The sequence below is a fragment of the Pseudarthrobacter sp. PvP090 genome (genome assembly GCF_040547365.1).
Taxonomy (GTDB): domain Bacteria; phylum Actinomycetota; class Actinomycetes; order Actinomycetales; family Micrococcaceae; genus Arthrobacter.
The window spans coordinates 271,433-292,937 of sequence record NZ_JBEPPO010000002.1 but is presented as its reverse complement, the minus strand read 5'-3'; the positions used below and the strand labels follow the sequence as shown (position 1 = coordinate 292,937).

At 68.4% G+C, this 21,505-nt stretch carries 14 protein-coding genes; 9 read left to right on the top strand and 5 right to left on the bottom strand.

Annotated elements, in window-relative coordinates; translation table 11 throughout:
* Positions 1 to 38: 38 nt before the first annotated feature.
* Entirely contained in the window at positions 39 to 1,424 is a 1,386-nt protein-coding gene (gene lpdA, locus ABIC21_RS03245) for a dihydrolipoyl dehydrogenase (protein WP_226759879.1), read from the bottom strand.
* Positions 1,425 to 1,677: 253 nt separating this feature from the next.
* Positions 1,678 to 3,204 (bottom strand): leucyl aminopeptidase, encoded by a 1,527-nt coding sequence (locus ABIC21_RS03240; protein ID WP_354348973.1) that lies wholly within the window; start codon positions 3,202 to 3,204, stop codon positions 1,678 to 1,680.
* Positions 3,205 to 3,494: 290 nt separating this feature from the next.
* Here ABIC21_RS03240 and ABIC21_RS03235 point away from each other — a divergent pair, with 290 nt between their 5' ends.
* From ABIC21_RS03235 to ABIC21_RS03220, 4 genes are all read left to right on the top strand, one after another.
* Positions 3,495 to 4,433 (top strand): proteasome assembly chaperone family protein, encoded by a 939-nt coding sequence (locus ABIC21_RS03235; protein WP_354348972.1) that lies wholly within the window; start codon positions 3,495 to 3,497, stop codon positions 4,431 to 4,433.
* Between the two features lie 36 nt (positions 4,434 to 4,469).
* Complete coding sequence (locus ABIC21_RS03230) at positions 4,470 to 5,801, top strand: MFS transporter (RefSeq protein ID WP_354348971.1); 1,332 nt, start codon at positions 4,470 to 4,472, stop codon at positions 5,799 to 5,801.
* A gap of 114 nt (positions 5,802 to 5,915) precedes the next feature.
* Positions 5,916 to 7,250, top strand: coding sequence for a DUF4192 family protein (locus tag ABIC21_RS03225; RefSeq protein ID WP_354348970.1), 1,335 nt, complete (start codon positions 5,916 to 5,918; stop codon positions 7,248 to 7,250).
* Positions 7,251 to 7,572: 322 nt separating this feature from the next.
* On the top strand, positions 7,573 to 8,907 hold the full coding sequence (locus ABIC21_RS03220; protein WP_354348969.1) for an RNA polymerase sigma factor: 1,335 nt from the start codon (positions 7,573 to 7,575) through the stop codon (positions 8,905 to 8,907).
* A 189-nt stretch (positions 8,908 to 9,096) separates the two neighbouring features.
* Here the strand turns inward: ABIC21_RS03220 and ABIC21_RS03215 are convergent, their stop codons facing one another.
* Positions 9,097 to 9,318 carry a DUF7455 domain-containing protein gene (locus ABIC21_RS03215; protein WP_082492737.1) on the bottom strand — a complete coding sequence of 74 codons (222 nt, stop codon included), beginning with the start codon at positions 9,316 to 9,318 and terminating at the stop codon, positions 9,097 to 9,099.
* A 238-nt stretch (positions 9,319 to 9,556) separates the two neighbouring features.
* On the opposite strand from ABIC21_RS03215, the gene ABIC21_RS03210 reads away from it, so the two are divergent.
* Both ABIC21_RS03210 and ABIC21_RS03205 read left to right on the top strand, forming a co-directional pair.
* Complete coding sequence (locus tag ABIC21_RS03210; RefSeq protein ID WP_354348968.1) at positions 9,557 to 11,665, top strand: DNA gyrase/topoisomerase IV subunit B; 2,109 nt, start codon at positions 9,557 to 9,559, stop codon at positions 11,663 to 11,665.
* 169 nt (positions 11,666 to 11,834) lie between these two features.
* On the top strand, positions 11,835 to 13,355 hold the full coding sequence (locus ABIC21_RS03205; RefSeq protein WP_354348967.1) for a M20/M25/M40 family metallo-hydrolase: 1,521 nt from the start codon (positions 11,835 to 11,837) through the stop codon (positions 13,353 to 13,355).
* A 142-nt stretch (positions 13,356 to 13,497) separates the two neighbouring features.
* Here the strand turns inward: ABIC21_RS03205 and ABIC21_RS03200 are convergent, their stop codons facing one another.
* Positions 13,498 to 14,487, bottom strand: coding sequence for a M56 family metallopeptidase (locus tag ABIC21_RS03200; protein ID WP_354348966.1), 990 nt, complete (start codon positions 14,485 to 14,487; stop codon positions 13,498 to 13,500).
* A gap of 6 nt (positions 14,488 to 14,493) precedes the next feature.
* Complete coding sequence (locus tag ABIC21_RS03195; RefSeq protein WP_024368330.1) at positions 14,494 to 14,880, bottom strand: BlaI/MecI/CopY family transcriptional regulator; 387 nt, start codon at positions 14,878 to 14,880, stop codon at positions 14,494 to 14,496.
* Positions 14,881 to 15,179: 299 nt separating this feature from the next.
* On the opposite strand from ABIC21_RS03195, the gene ABIC21_RS03190 reads away from it, so the two are divergent.
* The 3 genes from ABIC21_RS03190 to cydD are packed head-to-tail and all read left to right on the top strand — an operon-like array spanning position 15,180 to position 21,494.
* Entirely contained in the window at positions 15,180 to 16,775 is a 1,596-nt protein-coding gene (locus tag ABIC21_RS03190) for a cytochrome ubiquinol oxidase subunit I (RefSeq protein WP_354348965.1), read from the top strand.
* A gap of 36 nt (positions 16,776 to 16,811) precedes the next feature.
* Complete coding sequence (gene cydB, locus ABIC21_RS03185; RefSeq protein WP_354348964.1) at positions 16,812 to 17,861, top strand: cytochrome d ubiquinol oxidase subunit II; 1,050 nt, start codon at positions 16,812 to 16,814, stop codon at positions 17,859 to 17,861.
* A gap of 6 nt (positions 17,862 to 17,867) precedes the next feature.
* Positions 17,868 to 21,494, top strand: a complete 3,627-nt coding sequence (cydD, locus tag ABIC21_RS03180; RefSeq protein ID WP_354348963.1) for a thiol reductant ABC exporter subunit CydD — start codon at positions 17,868 to 17,870, stop codon at positions 21,492 to 21,494.
* Positions 21,495 to 21,505 lie beyond the last annotated feature (11 nt).

The following is a 21,505-nucleotide window of genomic DNA, read 5'->3' as shown; positions in this document are numbered from 1 at the left end:
CACTAAGCGCGGAGTCTTGCGGTGGTGCGGCGGAACTGTTAGCCGTGCAGGGGCTTGCCGGCCAGAGCCAGGTGGGCCTCGCCCAGGGACTCGTTCTGGGTCGGGTGTGCGTGGACCAGCTGGGCCACGTCCTCCGGGTAGGCTTCCCAGTTCACGATCAGCTGGGCCTCGCCGATCTGCTCGCCCATGCGGGCGCCGATCATGTGGACGCCGACGACGGGGCCGTCCTTCTGGCGGACCAGCTTGACCAGGCCGCTGGTGCCCAGGATGGAGCTCTTGCCGTTGCCGGCGAGGTTGTATTCCTGGGTCTGGATCTGGTCGTCACCGAACTTGGCCTTGGCGGCCTTTTCCGTGTAGCCCACCGTGGCGATTTCGGGCTCGGAGTAGGTGACCTTGGGGATGTTGACGTCTTCGACGACGACGGGCTTCAGGCCAGCGATTTCCTCGGCGACGAAGATGCCCTGCTGGTAGCCGCGGTGTGCCAGCTGGACGCCGGGGACGATGTCGCCTACGGCGTAGACGTTGCCGACGCCGGTGTGCAGGCGCTCGTTGGTGATGACGAAGCCGCGGTCGATGGTCAGCCCGGCCTCTTCGTAGCCGAGGTTCGCCGTGACCGGGCCGCGGCCGACGGCGACGAGCATGAGGTCGGCTTCGAACGTCTTGCCGTCCACGAGGGTGACCTTGACGCCGTCGGCGTTCTGTTCCACGCCCTGGAAGAAGGTGCCGGTGGAGAACTTGATGCCGCGCTTCTTGAAGGCGCGCTCGAAGGCCTTGACGATCGTCGCGTCCTCGTTCGGGACCAGCGAGGGCAGGCCCTCGATGATGGTGACGTCGACGCCGAAGGACTTCCAGACCGAGGCGAACTCGACGCCGATCACGCCGCCGCCCAGGATGATCGCGCTCTTGGGGATGAAGTCCATGGTGAGGGCCTCGTCGGAGGTGATGACCTTGCCGCCGATTTCCAGGCCAGGCAGCGAGCGGGAGTAGGAGCCGGTCGCGAGGACAATGTTCTTGCCCTTGTACGCGGTGCCGTTCACGACGACGGTGTCGGTGCCCTGCAGCTTGCCTTCGCCCTCGATGACGGTGATGCCCTTTTTGCCCTTGATGAGGCCCTGCAGGCCCTTGAACTTGCCGGCAATGATGCCGTCCTTGTAGGCGTTGACAGCGGTGATGTCGATGCTGTCCAGGGTGACGTTGACGCCGTACTTGGCCGAGTCACGGGCGTGGTCGGCCAGTTCCGCGGAGTGCAGCAGGGCCTTGGTGGGGATACAGCCGTTGTGCAGGCAGGTGCCGCCCAGCTTGCCCTTTTCGATCAGGCCGACGGTGAGGCCGAGCTGAACGGCACGCAGGGCAGTTGCGTAGCCGCCGCTGCCGCCGCCGAGTACCAGGATGTCGAATTCTTGCGCAGTTGCCTGATCGGCCACTAAAACGCTCCCTCGCGTGAACGATGACACGAGAGTACGCATCATCTGGTCTTGGAACTTCCCTGCCGTGATTATGCCAGCAGGACAGTTCCCTTTCATTTGTGACTACCGGTGTTCACCTTAGCGAACCACTAATACATGCTCCACCTTGCCGTGGCGTTTGTGGAGCGCTTGTGTCCAGTGTCACGCGGCCTGGTGGCCGGGGCAGGCTGCCCCGGCCACCAGGCGGCGCGGACGGCTGGCCGGATTGCGCCTAGGCGGTTTTGGCCAGGATGTCCTCGGCATAGGCCACCAGTGTGCGCACGGTGCAGCCCGTACCCTGCTTGTGGTTGTAGCCGTAGGGGCTGCCGTTGTTGAACGACGGGCCGGCGATGTCGATGTGGGCCCAGGGGATCGGCTCGCCGTCCTTGCCCTTGCCCACGAACTCGCGCAGGAAGACGGCCGCCGTCATCATGCCGCCGTGGCGTTCGCCGATGTTGGCGATGTCCGCGACCTGGGAGTCGAGGCTGGGGCGCAGCTCTTCGGGCAGCGGCATCGGCCAGACCAGCTCGCCGGCGCGGTCGGCGGCTGCCTTAAGCGGGCCGGTGACGGAGTCGGCGCCCATCAGGCCGGCGGTCCGGTCGCCGAGGGCGACCAGCTGGGCGCCGGTGAGGGTGGCGACGTCGATGATGGCGTCCGGGAACTCCTGGCTGGCGGCCACGATGCCGTCGGCCATGACCAGCCGGCCCTCGGCGTCGGTGTTGAGGACCTCGACGGTCTTGCCGCCGAACATGGTGAGCACGTCGGCCGGGCGCTGCGCGGCGCCGGAGGGCATGTTCTCGGCGATGCAGAGCCAGGCGGTCGCCTTGACGGGCAGGCCGAGGCCGGCGATGGCCAGCACGCTGTTAAGGACGACGGCGGCGCCGGCCATGTCGGACTTCATGTCGCCCATGCCGAGGGCGGGCTTGATCGAGATGCCGCCGGTGTCGAAGGTGATGCCCTTGCCCACGAGGGCGATTTTGGCGGTGGCACGGGCGGGGGAGTATTCGACCTTGACCAGGCGCGGCTGCCGGGTGGAACCCTTGCCGACGCCGAGGATGCCGCCGAAGCCTTCCCTTTCCAGGCGCTTCTCGTCCCATACGGTGACCTTGACGGGCAGTCCCTTGGACAGTTCCCTGGCGGCGTCCGCGAAGGATTCGGGGTAGAGGTGGCTCGGCGGCTGGTTGACCAGGGAGCGGGTCGCGTTGACGGCCTTGCCGATCAGGGCGGCACGGTCCAGTACCGGCTTCAGGGCCTTGTCGGCGGCAAAGTCGGTAACAATCACGACGTTCTTTACCGGATCCTTCAGGTCCACCTTGGAGGAGCGGTACTCGGTGAAGGAGTAGGCGCCCATCGCGGCGCCCTCGGCGACGGCGGCAACATCGCCGAGCGACGCCGTCGGGAGGGCCAGGGTGACGGTGCCGACGCCGGCCAGCTGGCGGACGGCCGAGCCGGCGGCGCGGCGGAGCGCCTCTTCGGTGAGCGGCTGCGCGGCGGAAATCTTCCCGACGCCGGCGAGCACGAGGACCTTGGCGCCGGCTTCGCTCAGGCCCGGGAGGCGGTGGGCCTGGTCGGCGGCGCCGGTAATGCCAAGAACACTCAGTGATTCCGCCAGGGCTTCGGCGGCCTTGGCCGTCAGGGGGGTGGAGAGCAGGACAGGGCCGTCCGTGCCCTGCCCGACGCCGATGACAAGGGCGTCGCTGGGGGACTTCTTAAGGTCCCCCGCGACCGCACTAAGTTTGACTTCAGTATTCTTGACCACGAGGACAGTCCTCAATTCTCTGAGTTTTTACGGCAGGAACTGCATGTTCGGCGCCCTGCCTTGGAACCTGGGCCGCTGCCGGTTGAGACGTAACCCACGTGTCTTCAAGCCGTCATAAGGCCAGCTCCGATCGTAGTCTCTCCCCGGCACGGGTGTTCAATTGAATGAGAGCTGGAGCACACCCGCATCAGGAATGAGCCGGTCCTCCACCGTGTTGTACTCCATATCAGCGCCGCCGCCCCGCAGGGCCCGTCCGGCTGCCCCACTGACTACGACGAAAGGAACATGCCGTGCTTGAACGGATTTCCGGCTCCCTGCTGGACCCCGAATCGCTTTACCTGCGTGATGACGCGCTGTTCCACAGCCCCGAGCTGCGCGGGCTGAACCTCGTCATGGGCTTCACCGGGTTCGCCGACGCAGGACACGTCGTCCGGCAGATCACCGCCGAACTGCTGGACACCCTGGACTCCGAAATGGTGGCCGAATTCGATGCCGACCAGCTGATCGACTACCGGTCCCGGCGCCCCCAGATCAGCTTCGTCGAGGACCACCTGCAGGACTACCAGGCGCCGCGCCTGGCGCTCTACCGCCTGGTCGACGGGCTCGGCAGCCCGTTCCTGCTCCTGGCCGGCTTCGAACCGGACCTGCAATGGGAGCGGTTCGCGCGCGCCGTCGTGGGCATCGTCGAGGAACTGGACATCAACCTCGTCACCTGGATCCATTCCATCCCCATGCCCGTCCCGCACACCCGGCCCGTCGGAGTGACCGTGCACGGCAACCGCCCGGACCTCATCGAGGGCATCTCGGTGTGGAAGCCCACCGTCGAGGTTCCCGCCGCCGTCGGCCACATCCTGGAACTGCGGCTCACCGAGGCCGGCCGCAACGTCGCCGGCTACGTCATGCACGTCCCGCACTACCTTGCCGAAGCCGAGTACCCGACGGCCGCCGTCGCCGGACTCGAATACCTCGGGGCGGCCACCTCGCTGATGCTGCCCACCGACCGGCTCCGCGAAGCGGGCCGGGACGTCGGGCGCCAGATCGCCGAGCAGATCGACGCTTCGGAGGAGGTGCAGCAGGTGGTCTCCCGGCTCGAAACCCGGTACGACGAGAATGCCGAGGGCACCGTGCGACGGTCCCTGCTCGCCGACGAGAACGACCAGCTGCCCAACGCCGATGACCTCGGGGCCGCCGTTGAGGCCTACCTGGCCCGTAAAGAACCCCGCGAATAAATACTATTTTCTCTATCCGCTGGGCATAATGGGGGAGTGACTTCACCCCGCGCCTGGCTGATCTGGATCGTCGGGGTCTTCGCGTACCTCGTGGCGGTCAGCCAGCGCACCTCGTTCGGTGTGGTGGGGCTGGAGGCCACCGAACGCTTCCATGCCAGCGCGGCCGAAATCTCCTTCTTCACCGTGCTGCAGCTCCTCGTCTATGCGGCCCTGCAGATTCCGGTCGGCATCCTCGTGGACCGCTTCGGCTCCCGTGCCATGATCGCCGGCGGCGCCGTCCTGATGGGCCTGGGACAGCTCCAGCTGGCCTTCGCCGAGAACATCCCCGGTGGCGTGCTGGGCCGGGTCCTGGTGGGCGCCGGCGACGCGATGACATTCATCGCCGTGATCCGGCTGATCCCGATCTGGTTCGCGCCCGCCCGCGTCCCGCTGCTGACCCAGCTGACCGGCATGTCCGGCCAGCTCGGCCAGCTCTTCAGCGTGGTGCCCTTCGCGATGATCCTGCAGCTCGCCGGCTGGACCCCCGCGTTCCTGACGCTCACGGCCATGTCCGTCCTCGCCGTCGTGCTCGTGCTGGTCCTGCTCCAGGACCGGCCGCCCGGGCACCTGGCGCCGGAACAGTCCCAGGGGCTGCGCGCCACCGGGATCTCCATCTCCCACGCCTGGCGGCAGCCCGGCACCCGGCTGGGGCTCTGGAGCCACTTCACGGTCCAGTTCAGTGGCACGGTCTTCGCGATGACCTGGGGCTACCCCTTCCTGATCTCCGCCCAGGGCCTGGAAACGCCGGCCGTTTCGGCGCTGATGACGCTGTACGTGGCCGCTGCCATCGCCGCCGGGCCGCTGATGGGCAGCTTCGTCGCCCGGCACCCGCTGCGGCGGTCCACCATGGTGCTGCTGATTTCCGCCGCCACCGCCGCGGCGTGGGCGGCAGTGCTGCTCATCCCCGGACGCTCCCCGCTGTGGCTGCTGGCAGGGCTGGTGGTGGTGCTCGCGGTCGGCGGCCCCGGTTCCATGATCGGCTTCGACTTTGCCCGCACGTTCAACCCCGCCCACCGGATCGGCACCGCGACCGGGATTGTGAACGTGGGCGGCTTCATCGCCTCACTGATCGCCATCTACCTCATCGGCCTGGTCCTTGACGTGCTGCACGCCACCGGCTTCTCGCAGGGCGAGCTGTACGGGCTCGATCCGTTCCGGATTGCCCTGAGCGTGCAGTTCCTGCTGCTGGCCGGAGGTGCCGGAGCCATCGTTGTGATCCGGCGGAAGGTGCGCAAGCAGATGGCGGCCCAGGGCGTGCAGGTCCCGCCGCTGCTGGCGGCCCTCGCCGAACAGCGCCGGCGCGGTGCGGAACGGCGCCGCACGCCCTGACCGCGGCACTTCGCCCGGTCTCCCGCGTGGTCCATCCCGGGTTGACCGCCCGGGTTGTCCACATAGGACACGCCGGCACTAACGCGGGCCCGCGCGGGCCGCGAAGCTGGCTTCATGACAGCTCCCGATCACCTGAGAATCACCGGCCCGGAGGACATCCTCGGGTTCATCCCGCACTCCCTCGGCTACTGGCCGGCCCGCAGCCTCGTGGCCATGACCATGCAGGGCAAACGGCTCGGCGCCACGCTGCGGGTGGACCTGCCCGGCGACGGCGGCAGTCCTGACTGGTCCGGCACTCCCGGGCCGGCAGGCTTTGCCCGTTCCGTGGCGTCCTATCTGGAGGCCGACGCCGAGGCGGACGGCTCACTGCTGGCCTTCTTCACCGAAGCTGACGGGGACGGCGAGCCGTGGGCGGAACTCCTGGCGGCGCTCGAGGACACGCTGGCCGAGGCCGGCATGCCCGTGCGGGACGCCTGGCTCGTCGGTGCCGACTACTGGCGCAACGCCTACTGCCTGGACCCCTCGTGCTGTGCGCCGCCCGGGCGTCCGGTGGAGGAGATCAGGAACAGCAGGCTCAACGCCGAAATGGTCTACCGCGGCAGCACCGTGGGAGCGGCTCCCGGCGACGTCCTGCTCACGCCGCCGCCGGGGCCGCCGGATCCCGCCGTGCTGGAGGCCCAGCGGGACTGGGCGCAACTGTTCTCCGCCCACGTGCGGGACCGGCGCCAGTTCGGCCAGGTCCTGGACGTGTGGGCGCGGGTGCTGCAGGCCCACGCGCCGACACTGTCAACGGCACTCACCGGCTACCTCCGCGCAACCCTGTGCGTCCCGTCCTGGCGCGACGCTGTACTGGTGATGGCCGCTGCAGGGCCGGAAGCCGCTGGGCGCGGAGCCGAGGACTTCGGGGTGTTCGACGACGGGACGCCGGATCCCGGACGGGACGGCTCCCCTCCGGCCTCCGGACCGTCTTCACGGCCACTTGCTCCGCTGCCGCCGCTTGAAGGCTTTCCGCCCCGCGGCCGGGGCCCCGGGGGAAAGGGCGGCGGGCGGGCAGGCGGCGGACGAGAAGCCCCCGGCGGCGGGCGAAAGGGCGGCAGCGGCGGTATCCGCCAGGAGCCGACGGACGTTCCCGGCTACGGCGAGGTCATGCTGGGGCTGGCGCCTCCGCTGCCGGACTGGGCTCTGATGGCCCGCCTGGACCGGGTCCTGGAGCAACTGGGAGCCGCCGGCGGGGAGGCGGGAGCCGCCGCGCTGACCGGGCGGGGCTGGATTGAGTGGTGCCGCGGCAGAGGATCCTACGCCGGCGCACTCTTCCGCCGCGCGGACCAGGAGTTCCCGGGCTACCGGCTGGCGGAACTGCTGGCGGAACTGGGCCGCCGCGGAACGCTCTGTGGCTGGGCGGCCCGAAGGGAGACGGCCTGGCAGCGGTTCGAGTCGGACGTTGCCTGACGCCACGCCAGCGACCGGCCGGGAGGGCGCCGCCACTGGGGGAGGACGGGCAACGGCGCCGCGGCCGGATATCGCGGGCCCGTGCCCCGCGTCGGTCCCGATTGAGAAAACCGTGAGACAATGGTTGCCGAGACCCGGTTGGGTCCGTGTATTGAGTGCTTGTAGTGGACCGTGGAAACAGGGAACATTACGGTCACCCCAGGAGTTCTACTAAGTGGCTCTGCTGGTCGTGATTGCACCTGATGTCAAACACGGACTTGACAGGGTCATAGTGGTGTTGCCCGTATGGTGATTCCACAGACCGCCGCTAGAAAGGTTTTCTGTGACCCCGTCTTCCGCGAAGAAGGAACCCGCCGACCAGGCCGTATTGTCCCCCGAGGAGAAGAAGGCGGCGACGAGCGCCAAGCGCGCCGCCACGCGTGCAGCCAACAAGGCTGTCAAAGACGCAGCCTTGGCCGACGGTGACACCACCGGATCGGCAGTCGCCAAGCCTGAACCCAAGAAGCGCGGGCCCAAGCCCGGCGCTAAGGCCGCGGCGGAAGCCGCCGGCAAAGCCAACGGTGACGATGACACCGATGAGGACGTCGAGGTTGACCTCGACGACGTCGTCGTGGAGGCCGTTGAGATCGGTGAGGATGGGGAGGAAATCTCCGCCAAGGCCACCGCAGCCGCCACTGGCTCCGGCTTTGTCTACTCGGATGCCGACGACGACGATGCCCCCGTGCAGCAGGTCATGTCCGCCGGCGCCACCGCCGACCCGGTCAAGGACTACCTGAAGCAGATCGGCAAGGTTGCCCTGCTGAACGCCGAGCAGGAAGTCGACCTCGCCCTGCGCATCGAGGCAGGCCTCTTTGCCGAGGAAAAGATCAACGCCGACGACGGAACCATGGATCCGAAGCTCAAGCGCGAGCTCGAATTCGTCATCCATGACGGCAAGCGTGCCAAGAACCACCTGCTGGAGGCCAACCTCCGCCTTGTGGTCTCGCTGGCCAAGCGCTACACCGGCCGCGGCATGCTGTTCCTTGACCTGATTCAGGAAGGCAACCTGGGCCTGATCCGTGCGGTCGAGAAGTTCGACTACACCAAGGGCTTCAAGTTCTCCACCTACGCCACGTGGTGGATCCGCCAGGCCATCACCCGTGCCATGGCCGACCAGGCCCGCACCATCCGTATCCCGGTGCACATGGTGGAAGTCATCAACAAGCTGGCCCGCGTGCAGCGCCAGATGCTGCAGGACCTCGGCCGCGAACCCACTCCTGAAGAGCTGGCCCTGGAACTGGACATGACACCCGAAAAGGTCGTCGAAGTCCAGAAGTACGGCCGCGAGCCGATCTCCCTGCACACGCCGCTGGGCGAGGACGGCGACTCTGAATTCGGTGACCTCATTGAGGACTCCGAAGCAGTGGTCCCGGCCGACGCGGTGAGCTTCACGCTGCTGCAGGAACAGCTGCACTCGGTGCTGGACACCCTCTCCGAACGAGAAGCCGGCGTGGTCGCCATGCGCTTCGGACTGACCGACGGACAGCCGAAGACTTTAGACGAAATCGGCAAGGTCTACGGCGTCACGCGTGAGCGGATCCGCCAGATCGAATCCAAGACCATGTCCAAGCTGCGGCACCCGTCGCGGTCCCAGGTCCTCCGGGACTACCTGGACTAGGCACGCACCAAACAACGCGGGGTCACATCGGGCACATCCTCAACGGAGGAATGGGCCGGATGTGACCCCGCGTTGTGCGTTAAGCGGCGCCGCGGTTGTTCATTAAGGGCCGCCGCGGTGTTCGTTAACGCGGAAAGAGCCCCTCCGGAATCGGAGGGGCTCTTTCTCATGTGGTCTGGCGACCGGACTCTAGTCGACCGGGACCGGCGGCTTCTCGTGAAGACGTGCGGTCTCGTCGTGCCAGTCTGAGCTGAGCGGCCGGAGCGTCGGTTCTACGGCGCGGGCGTGGTGGCCGCAGAAGAGAAGCTCACCTCCGGAGGCGCCGAGAACAACCCGGACATACGCCTGTGCTCCGCAACGATCGCACCGGTCGACGGTGGTGAGTGTGCGGTCCGCAACTGCTGTTGTCATGTTCGGCCTCCTTGGTAGATCGGTATACCTATATAACCAGCATTCGCAGCGGAAACATGGTTGGGATGGCCCACTTTCGCTGTACGCGTATCACGTCTCGGTAACGGCTTCCGGCGGGTGCGGCTCCGGAGGAGTGGCAGCACGCCGGAGGGCGGCACTCCGACTACCCTAGGAAGAGCGCCAAAAAGCTTTGTCCGTCCGATGGCGACGGTCCCGTTCCTGAAGGAGTTTCCGCCCCGTGGCACCAAGTTCTGATTACACCGCCCGGCATCTCTCCGTGCTGGAAGGCCTCGAGGCCGTCCGCAAGCGCCCGGGCATGTACATCGGTTCCACCGACTCCCGCGGGCTCATGCACTGCCTCTGGGAGATTATCGACAACTCCGTCGACGAGGCCCTCGCCGGGTTCGGCCATGACATCAAAATCATCCTGCACGCGGACAACTCGGTGGAGATCCACGACGACGGCCGCGGCGTCCCGGTGGACATCGAACCGAAAACGGGGCTCAGCGGCGTCGAAGTCGTCTTCACCAAGCTGCACGCCGGCGGCAAGTTCGGCGGCGGGTCCTACACGGCCTCCGGCGGGCTGCACGGCGTGGGCGCGTCCGTCGTGAACGCCCTGTCCGCCCGGCTGGACGTCGAAGTCGACAGGGGCGGCAAGACCTACAAGATGTCCTTCCGCCGCGGCGAGCCCGGCCGGTTCAAGGACACCGGCACCAGGCCGGACCCTGCCTCGGTCTTCTCGCCCTTCATCGACGGCTCCGTCCTGGACATCGTGGGCAAGGCCAAGCGCGGCGTGACCGGCACGCGAATCCGCTACTGGGCGGACCGGCAGATCTTCACCGCCGACGCCAAGTTCTCCTACGACGAACTCGCCGCCCGCGCCCGCCAGACCTCCTTCCTGGTTCCCGGCCTGAAACTCACCGTCCGGGACGAGCGCAAGCTCCCCGGCACCCCGGGGGAGTCCGGCGCGCACGAGGAGATCTTCCACCACGACGGCGGCATCTCCGAGTTCGTTGAGTACCTCGCCGCCGACCCCGCAGTCACGGACGTCTGGCGGCTGCACGGTGCTGGCAAGTTCAAGGAGACCGTCCCGGTCCTGGACGACCGGGGCCACAGCCAGCTGACCGAGGTCGAGCGGGACTGCGAGGTGGACGTCGCCCTCCGCTGGGGCATCGGCTACGACAGCACGGTACGCACCTTCGTCAACATCATCTCCACGCCCAAGGGCGGAACGCACCAGACCGGCTTCGAACAGGCGCTCCTCAAGACCTTCCGCAAGGCGGTCGAGACCAATGCCCGGAAGTTGAAGGCCGGCAACGACAAGATCGAGAAGGACGACATCTTCGCGGGACTCACCGCCGTGCTCACCGTCCGGCTCGCGGAACCGCAGTTCGAGGGCCAGACCAAGGAAATCCTCGGCACCTCGGCCGTCCGGGCCATCGTGGCGAAGGTCGTGGAACAGGAAATCAACGCGAAGCTGACCTCGTCCCAGCGCAACGACAAGGCCCAGTCGGCGCTGCTGCTGGAAAAGGTCGTCAGCGAGATGAAGTCGCGCATCTCCGCCCGCGTCCACAAGGAAACCCAGCGCCGCAAGAACGCCCTCGAGACGTCCTCCATGCCCACTAAGCTCGCGGACTGCCGCACGGACGACGTCGCGCGCTCCGAGCTGTTCATCGTCGAAGGCGACTCGGCGCTCGGCACCGCCAAGCTGGCGCGCTCCTCCGACTTCCAGGCGCTGCTGCCTATCCGCGGCAAGATCCTCAACGTCCAGAAGGCCTCGGTGGGCGACATGCTCTCCAACGCCGAATGCGCGGCGCTCATCCAGGTGGTGGGCGCAGGCTCCGGCCGGAGCTTCGACATCAGCGCCGCCCGCTATGGCAAGGTCATCCTGATGACCGACGCCGACGTCGACGGCGCCCACATCCGCACGCTCCTGCTCACGCTGTTCTTCCGCTACATGCGGCCGATGATCGAGGAGGGCCGGGTCTTCGCGGCCGTCCCGCCGCTGCACCGGGTGGAGGTCATCAACGCCGGCCAGAAGGCCAACGAGATGATCTACACCTACTCGGAGGCGGAACTGCACGTCCTGCTGGCGAGGCTCGCCAAGGAAGGCAAACGCTACAAGGAACCGATCCAGCGCTACAAGGGCTTGGGCGAAATGGACGCGGAGCAGCTGGCCGAGACCACAATGGACCCGCGGCACCGCACCCTGCGCAAGGTCGGCATCGACAACGCCAAGCACGCCGAAGAGACCTTCGACCTGCTGATGGGATCCGATGTCGCGCCGCGCAAGGACTTCATCATCGCCGGGGCGGCGGGCCTGGACCGGGAGCGCATCGACGCCTGAGACCCGCCTTAACGGCGTGGGGCGGCCGGCATTGTCCTTGCCGTTGCTGGATCACGCCAGTGCCCAAATGCCCTCTAACCCGGTATGCCTCGTTCCGATAGTGTCGTCTCACGGCCCCGGGCAATGACGCCCGGGGCCGGATTCCGCAGCATAAATCCAGGAGACCCCTATGAGGCAAACTCGGAATATCCAGCGCGCGGCCATCGCCGCCACGATCGGGCTGGCGGTCAGCTTCGCGCCGCCGGCCCTTGCAGCAACCGGAACCAACTCGGAGGCCCTGCGCTCCGCGGTGTCGGCAGAAAACATTAAGGCCCATCTCCAAGCGCTCCAAGACATCGCGGCTGCCAACGGCGGCAACCGCGCGGCAGACAGCCCGGGCTACGAGGCCTCGCTCGAGTACATAGAAGACGCGCTGGAGGACGCCGGCTACGTTACAGAGCTCCAGCCCTTCAGCTACGACCGCTACGACTCCACTTCGGCGACACTGGAACGTGTCTCACCGAATCCGGAAACCTACACCTACGAGAAGGACTTCCTGGACATGTCCTACTCCGGTGCCGGCGAGGCAACGGCCGCGCTGACCGCCGTCGACCTCAACCTCGCCGGCGACCACGCCTCGACCAGCGGCTGCGAAGCGGGCGACTTCGCCGGCTTCCCGGCGGGAAACATCGCCCTGATCCAGCGCGGCACCTGCACCTTCCGGATCAAGGCGGACAACGCCGCCGCCGCCGGGGCCGCGGGGGCCATTATCTTCAACCAGGGCAACGTCGTCGCGGGTGACGACCGCCTCGGCCTGTTCGGCGGCACCCTCGACTCTCCGCAGGCTGATATCCCCGTGGTCAGCACCAGCTACGCCACCGGCGCCGGGCTCGCCGGACTCTCCGGCGTGGTGATGCACCTGGCCGTCGACGCCGAAGTGGCCACGATCGAATCCTTCAACCTCCTGGCGGATACCACGGGACGTGCCGACCGCACCGTGGTGGTGGGGGCGCACCTGGACTCCGTGGCTGAGGGCCCGGGCATCAACGACAACGGCTCAGGGTCGGCCGCCATCCTGGAGACAGCGCTCCAGCTGAAGGAGCTGGGCATTCAGCCGACCAACCGGATCCGGTTCGCGTTCTGGGGCGGGGAAGAGGACGGGCTGAAGGGATCCGAGGACTACGTCTCCCAGCTGACGGCACGCCAGGTCAAGGATCACGCCGTCAACCTCAACTTCGATATGGTGGGTTCGCCCAACTTCGTCCGCTACGTCTACGACGGCGACGGCTCGGCGTTCGGGGAGAAGGGTCCCAACGGCTCCGCGGTGGTGGAGAAGGTCTTCCTGGACTACTTCAAGTCCCAGAACCTGCCCGTTGCACCGACAGAATTCGACGGACGGTCCGACTACTTCGGTTTCATCGACAACGGCATTCCGGCCGGCGGATTGTTCACCGGCGCGGAGGGCCTGAAGACTAAGACGGAGGCGGAGATCTTCGGAGGCACAGCGGACGAGCCCTATGACGGCTGTTACCACAAGGAGTGCGACGACATCAACAACCTGAACGTGACCGTGCTGGAGGAAATGGCGGACGCGATCGCCCACGCCACGCTCACCTTCGGCATGACCACCTCGGCGGTCAACGGCTCGGCAAAGGGGAACGGGTCCGGCAACGTGGACCTCGAATACAAAGCCGACAAGCTGCTGAAGTAGACCGCTGAACCACAGCGCTGCACCGGGTGCCGAGCCGCTCCGCCTTCGGGCGGGGCGGCCCGGCATATGTGTCTGTGGCCTTCGGCGGCGGCCGCGGGGCACGGGCTCAGCCCAGCAGGCCGGGGACAACCATGAAGCGGGCTCAGCCCAGCAGGCCGGGAACAATCAGAAGCGCCGTCGGAACCGCCAGCAGCAGCAGGCAGCCCGCCAGGACCGCTCCGCGGAGGGGTTCCGGGAGCGGAGGCTGCGGCGAGAGCAGCCGGCTGACGCGGGACGCCGTCGTCCGGGCCGAACCGGCGCCGCCGGTGGCACCGGGCTGGCCGGGCTCGCCGTCGGACAGTTCGGGTTCGCCGAAGGCCATCCGGGCAGCGGGGGTACCGGGGGAGCCGCTCGCCACAATCGCGATCGCCTTGATCAGGGTGGCCTTGCTTTCGGTCTTCAGCGCGACGTCGTCGGCGAGCATCTCAATCAGCGAACTGACCGCTTCCTGCGCCAGCCGCGTGGTGGGCAGCCACGGCAGCGCCTGCCGCCAGGCCGCGAAGGCCCAGAGCAGCAAATGGTGGCGCTGGTCCAGATGGGCGTTCTCGTGGTTCAGGACCGCGCGGAGTTCGGCGGGTTCCAGGGCCGCCATGAGCCCGTCGGAGAGCACGGTGACCGAGCGGGCGCCGCCGGGCAGGCAGTACGCGACAGGTGAGTCGACGTTGATCACCATGGTCCGCGGGCCGTCAGCGGAGGGGGACGCGAGCAGGTCCAGAAGTTCACGGTGCCGGCGCCGCTGGCGCTGGATCTTGTAGTACGTCAGCAGCAGGGTGAAGACCAGATGGGCGGTCAGCAGCGCCGCGGCCGAGAGTGCGAAGATGTGCCAGAAGCCCAGCGCCGTGGTGGGGGCGTTGTTGAAGACCATCCCGGCCAGGGCCTTGAGGCCGGCCAGCAGGTTGTCCCCGATCGGCTCCAGCCCGTAGACCAGCATGGCGCCGATCATGGACAGCCCGCCGGCGAGGGCAATCGCCTGCCAGAGCAGCATCGCCGTGAACGGCGAACGTGCCGGCCACTGGGCGCGGGACAGCAGGATGGGCACCGGCCAGGCCAGCGCCATCGCCAGGACCGCCAGAAACCATGAGGTCCAGAACATCGGGCGCTAGCTGAGTCCCAGCAGCTTGCGCAGCGTTTCTGCCTCGGTGTCGGTGACGGAACCAATAAAACGGGCCAGCACGGCCTCGCGGTCGGGTGCGGAGCCCAGCACCTCGTGCATCAGCTCGGCGGTGTGGTCCTCACGGCTGGAGACTGCCTGGTAGCGGTGCGGGCGGGTGCCGCGTTCACGCTCCACCAGGCCCTTGCGCTCCAGACGGGAGAGCACGGTCAGCACCGTGGTGACGGCCAGATCCTTGCCCTCGTGTCCAGCGGTACCGTTTTCGGCGCGCGTGCTCTGTGCGAGCAGATCCCGCAGGGTGTTCGCCGTCGCAGCCTCATGGCCTGCCCAGAGCAGGTCCATCACTGCCCGTTCCAGTTCACCGAGACTTGCCATTCCGTACATCCTTCGTGAGGGCCGCCCGGCGCATCGACTCTGCCGGGCGGTCAGTGAATACTTCAGTCTTAAATTTAGCGTGTTTTGCGGATAGTTTCTACATGAGGTAGAAGTGCCTGGCCCGGGCGTGTCGTGCCGGGTGTCCCGGGATGCCCGGGAGGGGCCGGGCGGCGTCTCCATTGCGGGCCGTTACGTGCCGTGGGACTCTGGGTGCAGTGAACCATCAAAGTGTTCTACACTCTGTAGAAGAATCTTTCTACGTGATGTAGAAGTTGCTCCTAGCAAAGTTAGGGACTGCCTTGGACGCCTTGGAAATCGCACGCTGGCAATTCGGAATCACTACCGTCTACCACTTCATGATGGTGCCGCTCACGATTGGCCTGGGCCTCGTCGTCGCCGTGATCCAGACGATGTGGCACCGCACCGGCAAGCCGGAATACCTCCGGATGACCAAGTTCTGGGGCAAGCTCTTCCTGATCAACTTCATCATGGGCGTCGCCACCGGCATTGTGCAGGAATTCCAGTTCGGCATGGCATGGAGCGAATACAGCCGCTTCGTGGGCGACGTGTTCGGGGCGCCGCTGGCCATGGAGGCCCTGCTGGCGTTCTTCGTGGAATCGACGTTCCTGGGGCTCTGGATCTTCGGCTGGAAACAGCTCAAGCCCGGCATCCACCTGGCCTGCCTCTGGATCGCCGTCATCGGTTCGGTCTTCTCCGCCTACTTCATCATCGTCGCGAACAGCTGGATGCAGCACCCGGTGGGTGTGGAGATGATCAACGGCCGTCCCGTGATGACCGACGCCTGGGCGGTCTTCACCAACAACACCGCCCTCGTCGCCGTCCCGCACACCATCTTCGGCGCCCTCGCCGTCGCCGGTGCCTTCCTGCTCGGCATCGCCTGGTACCACCTGTGGCGCCGCCGGCACGACGGGATCGACACCATCGGCGCGGACGGCAAGGTCGTTCCCGGCGAGGCCGCCATCCCCGGCCGGGACCGCGCCGACCACGCCGTCTGGATCCGCTCCCTGCGGATCGGCGCCGTCGTCGCCATGATTTCCTTCGCCGGCACCGCCATCACCGGGGACCTGCAGGGCAAACTCATGTTCGAACAGCAGCCCATGAAGATGGCCGCCGCCGAGGCGGCCTGCCACGACGGCACCGGCTTCTCCATCCTGAGCATCGGCAACGTCGGCTCCAAGAACTGCGACGAGATCGTCGCGCTCATCGAGGTCCCCGGGATCCTGTCCTTCCTCGCCAAGGGCGATTTCACCACCGAGGTTAAGGGCGTCAACAGCCTGATCGACCAGTACAAGGCCGACTACGGCACGCACCTGCCGGACAACCCCATCTACGGGGAACGGGCCGGGCAGGAGATCCAGTACGTCCCGGTCATGGAGGTCACCTACTGGGGCTTCCGGATGATGATCGGCTTCGGCGGACTGGCGGCACTGGCCGCGCTGGTTGCCCTCTGGGCCACCCGCAACGGGACAGTCCCCGCCTCCCGCGGCCTGATGCGCCTGGCCGTGTTCGGGATCCTGGCGCCGTTTGGAGCGAACGCCGCCGGCTGGATCTTCACCGAGATGGGCCGCCAGCCGTTCGTCGTCGCCCCCAACCCGGACCCCAGCGGGATCGACCAGGTCTTTATGTTCACCGCCGCCGCCGTCTCACCCGGCGTCTCGGCCGGCGAACTCATGACCTCGCTGGTGGTGCTCACGGCCGTCTATGCGGTGCTGCTGGTGGTCGAGGTCAAGCTGCTGGTCAAATACATCCGCGGCGGGGTGGTCGCGGCCATGCCCGAACTCGCGCACGTCCCCGCGGACGAGAACGAGGATGCCACCCCCAAGGGCGGCGGCCCCGGCAAGCCCGGGGACGACGTCCTGGCCTTCGCCTACTAAGCCTTCGCTCCCCACGAAACGCAGAGGATACTCAGCATGGATCTCCTTCCCACCATCTGGTTCATCGCCATCGCGGTGCTATGGACGGGCTATCTCTTCCTCGAGGGCTTCGACCTCGGCGTCGGGATGCTGATGAAGGGCTTCGCCCGGAACAACACCGAACGCCGTGTGCTGCTCAACACGATCGGACCGGTCTGGGACGGCAACGAGGTCTGGCTCCTGACCGCGGGCGGCGCCACCTTCGCGGCCTTCCCGCTCTGGTACGCCTCGCTGTTCTCCGCCCTCTACCTGCCGCTGCTGCTGGTCCTGGTCGCCCTCATCTTCCGCGCCGTGGCCTTCGAATACCGCGGCAAGGTGGACAACCCCCGCTGGCGGGCCCGCTGGGACTGGGCCATCTCCCTCGGCTCCCTCGTGGCGGCCTTCGGCATCGGCGCCGCCCTGGGGCTGACCACCACCGGACTCCCGATCAACGCCAACGGCGACCGCGAAGGCGGCCCGTTCGCGTGGTTCAGCGCCTATGCGGTGCTGGGCGGCCTCGCCGTCGTCGGCTTCTCGCTGCTGCACGGCCTGGCCTTCCTGGCCCTGAAGACCGACGGCGACGTCCGGCACCGCGCCCGCCGGTGGCTCGTCCGGCTCCTGCCCGTACTGCTGCTGCCCATCGCGGGGTGGGCGATCAGCCTGCAGCTGCTCAGCGGCGAGCTGTGGACCGTGCTGGCGGTCGTCGCCGCCGTCGTCGCCGCCGTCCTGGCGTGGAACTTCGCCCGCACTGGCGCCGAAGGCCGCGCGTTCCTGTCCCTGGGCACCTTCCTGCTCCTCGGCAGCGCCTCGATCTTCGGCGCCGCGTTCCCGGTGGTGCTGCCTTCCACACTGAATCCGGACTTCAACCTGACTATTTCCAACGCCTCCTCCTCGGACTACACCCTCGGGCTGATGAGCATCGTCGCCTGCATCGGGCTGCCCCTGGTGCTCGCCTATCAGGCCTGGACCTACTGGGTGTTCCGGCGCCGGGTGAGCGACGCCCACATCCCCGAGGCCCACAGCTTCCTCCCCGCCATCGCAGCCAAAGCCCTGGCACCCAAGGACTAGCACCTGATGAGACCGCAGTTCCCCCCGGGCCCCGCCAGCCGCGCCGCCCTCTACCTGCTGGGCCTCCTCGCGGCCCTGAAGGCCCTGTCCCTCGTGCTGATCGCGCAGGCGGTCGCCTCCATGCTCGCGGGGCTCATGGCCGGCGACCCGGCTTGGAGCGAACAACTGTACTGGGGGGTTGCGGGCGTGGCGCTTCGGTCCCTGACGGTCTGGGCGCAGGCCGTCGCGTCGCGCCGGGCCGCGCTGGGCGTGAAGGAGGAGCTGCGCTCGCAGCTGCTGGAGCGTGCGCTGCGCAACGGCACACGGTCCGCCGGCCCTTCCGACGGCGGCCTCGCGATTCTGGCGACCCGGGGACTGGACGCCCTGGACAGCTACTACACCCAGTTCCTGCCCGCCCTGGTGAACTGCGCCGCGATCCCGTTGCTGCTGGGCGCGCGTATCCTGTACGCCGACTGGATCAGTGCCGCCGTGATCGTGCTGACCGTGCCGCTGGTACCGCTCTTTATGGTCCTGATCGGCCGCTACACCGATGACCGCGTCCGGGAAGCCCAGTCGGCCCTGTCCCGGCTGTCCGGCCACATGCTGGAGCTGGCCAAGGGCCTGCCCGTCCTCGTCGGTCTGGGCCGCGCCACCGCCCAGCGCAAGGCCCTTGAGGACCTCTCCGAGGAATACCGCCACCGGACTATGGGGACCCTGCGGACCGCCTTCCTCTCCGCCCTCGCGCTGGAACTCATCGCCACCATCTCCGTGGCGGTCGTCGCGGTCTTCATCGGCGTCCGGCTGGTCCACGGCGACATGGCGCTGGAGGCAGGGCTGCTGGCCCTGATTCTCGCCCCCGACTGCTACCTCCCTTTGCGGGAGCTGGGCACCGCCCACCACGCCAGCGACGACGGCCGTGCCGCGCTCGCCGAAACCACCGCTGTCCTACAGGCACCCGAACCCACACCGCTGCGGCCCGCCGCGCCCGCCGCGTCTGCTCTTCCTGCCGCTGCCGCGGCGTCCGGGGCGGACTCCGCCTCTGCCGGGGCTGCCGCCGGAGCGGGCCGTCCGCCTGCGGTGGGCGTGGCCGGGCTGACCGTCCGGTACGGCGGCAGGACGGATGCCGCCGTCGGGCCCCTGAGCTTCACCGCGGCCCCGGGCCGGATCACCGCCCTGGACGGCCCCAGCGGAGCCGGCAAGAGCACCGTCCTCGGGGTGCTGGCCGGCACCATCGGGACCGGCAGCGGCACGGACCAGGAAACCACCGTGACCGGGCGCCTCGAAGGATTCACGACGGCGGACCTCGCCTGGGTGCCGCAGCATCCCGTGATGGTGGCCCCCACCGTGCTGGACGAGGTCATGCTGTACCTGGGCTCCGCGGCGGGCCCTGCGTCGGACGGCGGCGGCGTCGATGCGGGGCAGGCAGAGGCCGCGGCCCGGCGCTGCCTCGCAGCCTGCGCCGCGGAGCACCTCACAGCGAAAAATCCTGCCGAACTCAGCCCGGGAGAGCTGCGCCGCGTCGCCCTGGCCCGCGGCCTGGCGAGGATCGATGCCGGAGCCCGGGTGCTGCTGCTCGATGAACCCACTGCCCACCTGGACCGGGAATCCGCCACCGCCGTGAGCCGCGCCATCGCCGCGCTCCGCGGAAAGGTCACCGTCCTGCTGGTGGCCCACGACCGGCTGACCCGGGAACTCGCCGATGAGATTGTGGCCGTGGCCCCCGGGGTGGCGGTGGAGCCGCGGGCCGAAAGATCCGCCGGTACAGCGATTTCCCACGCAGCGACCGGCGCCGGGACTTTCACCGCCGCGGTTTCCGCCGATGAAGCCGCGCTGCTGGAACGTCGGGCGGCCGCAGCTGAGCCGTCCGGACTCGAGCAGCCCGGAGTCGAGCAGCCCAAACTCCCGCCCGCCGGGACCATGGGTCCGCGCGGCGCGCAGGCCGGGACGGCCGTCGGCACCTCCGGTGGTTCAACGGCAACCCGGCTCCGCCGTTTGCTCGCCCCCGTGGGAGCAAAGTTCGCCGCGGCCGGCGCCGTCGGCACCCTGGCGGCGCTCTTCGCCGTCGCCCTCGCCGGACTGTCCGGCTGGCTGATCATCCGCGCCAGCGAGCAGCCGCCCATTCTGTACCTGCTCACCGCGATCGTGGGCGTGCGCTTCTTCGGCATCGGCCGGGCGGCGCTGCGCTACCTCGAACGCCTCGTGCTGCACGACGCCGTCTTTGCCGCCCTCACCCGGCTCCGCGGCCGGCTCTGGGAGTCGCTGAGCCGGCGGGCCCTCTCGCTGCGCCGGCTGCTGCAGGGCGGCAACGTCCTGGGCACCGTCGTGGACGACGTCGACACAGTCCGGGAGCTGCTGCCCCGGGTCGTCCTGCCGCCACTCACCGCCGTGGCTGTCGCGGCCGCAGCCGTCACCGGCATCGCGCTGCTCCTGCCGGCCGCGCTCCCCGCCGTGATTGCCGCGGCCGTGCTGAGCCTCGTGGCAGCCCCCGCCCTGGCGCTGGCAGCGGACCGGATGTCCGCCGGCACCGAGCAGAAGCTGCGCACCGGCGTCCTCCGCCAGGTCGCGGCCGCGCTCGACGCCCGCGCTGAACTCCACGCCAACGGCGTCTCCGCGCCGGTGCTCGCGGCCATCACCCGGGATGACCGCTCGGCGACCGCAGCCTCCCAGCGCTCGGCGTGGGCCGAGGGGCTTGGCCAGGGCTTGACGGTGCTGGCCTGCGGGACGGCCGCCCTGGCCAGTGCCGTGCTGGCGGCTCCGCTGGCCCTCAGCGGAGCCATTGAGGCGTCCACGGTTGCCGTCGTGGTGCTGCTCCAGCTCGCCCTCGTGGAGCCCTACGCGGCCATCACGACGGCGGTCCGGCAATACCCGGCGCTGCGGGCCGTGCTGGCGCGCATCGGCGAGGCGGGTGTCCTGGACGACGGCGGAGACGGGGACACCGACGAATCCGGCGGCCTGGTCCCGGTCGCCGGGAGGCCCGGCGGCAGGCCCGGGATTGAACTCAGGGACCTGGCGGCCGCCTGGCCGGGCGGGCAGCCGGTCTTCACCGGCCTCACCGCCACAGCCGAACCCGGTCGCTGGCTCGCCGTCACCGGCACCTCGGGCTCCGGAAAATCCACCCTTCTCGCCGTCGTCCTGGGCTTCCTCCCGGCAGCCGGCGGCCAGATCCTGCTGGGCGGACGCGCTGCCTGGTGCCCGCAGGAGGCGCACCTCTTCGACTCGACGATCCGCGGCAACCTGCTGCTGGGGCTTCCGGAGAGCCAGCGCGGGGAAGAACCGGAGCCTCGACTGCTGGACGCCCTGGACGCCGTGGGCCTCGGTCCGCTGATGGGGCGGCTGGAGCACGGACTGGACACCCGGATCGGACCCGGCGGAGCCTTCCTCAGCGGAGGCGAACGCCAGCGCCTGGCCGTCGCCCGCACGCTCCTGACCGGCGCGGACGTGATCCTGCTCGATGAACCCACGGCCCACCTGGATGCGGAGTCCGGCCGCGCGATGCTGGCCGAGCTCCGGCACGGCCTGCGGGACCGCACGGTTGTCCTCGTGACCCACAACCCGGAGGACATCGCCGCGGATGACAGCAGACTGGACCTGGACCGGGCGGCCGTGAATGCTGCGCTGTCCCAGGAGTCAACGCCGTTGCTGGCGCGGGGGTAGGCCGGACGTTA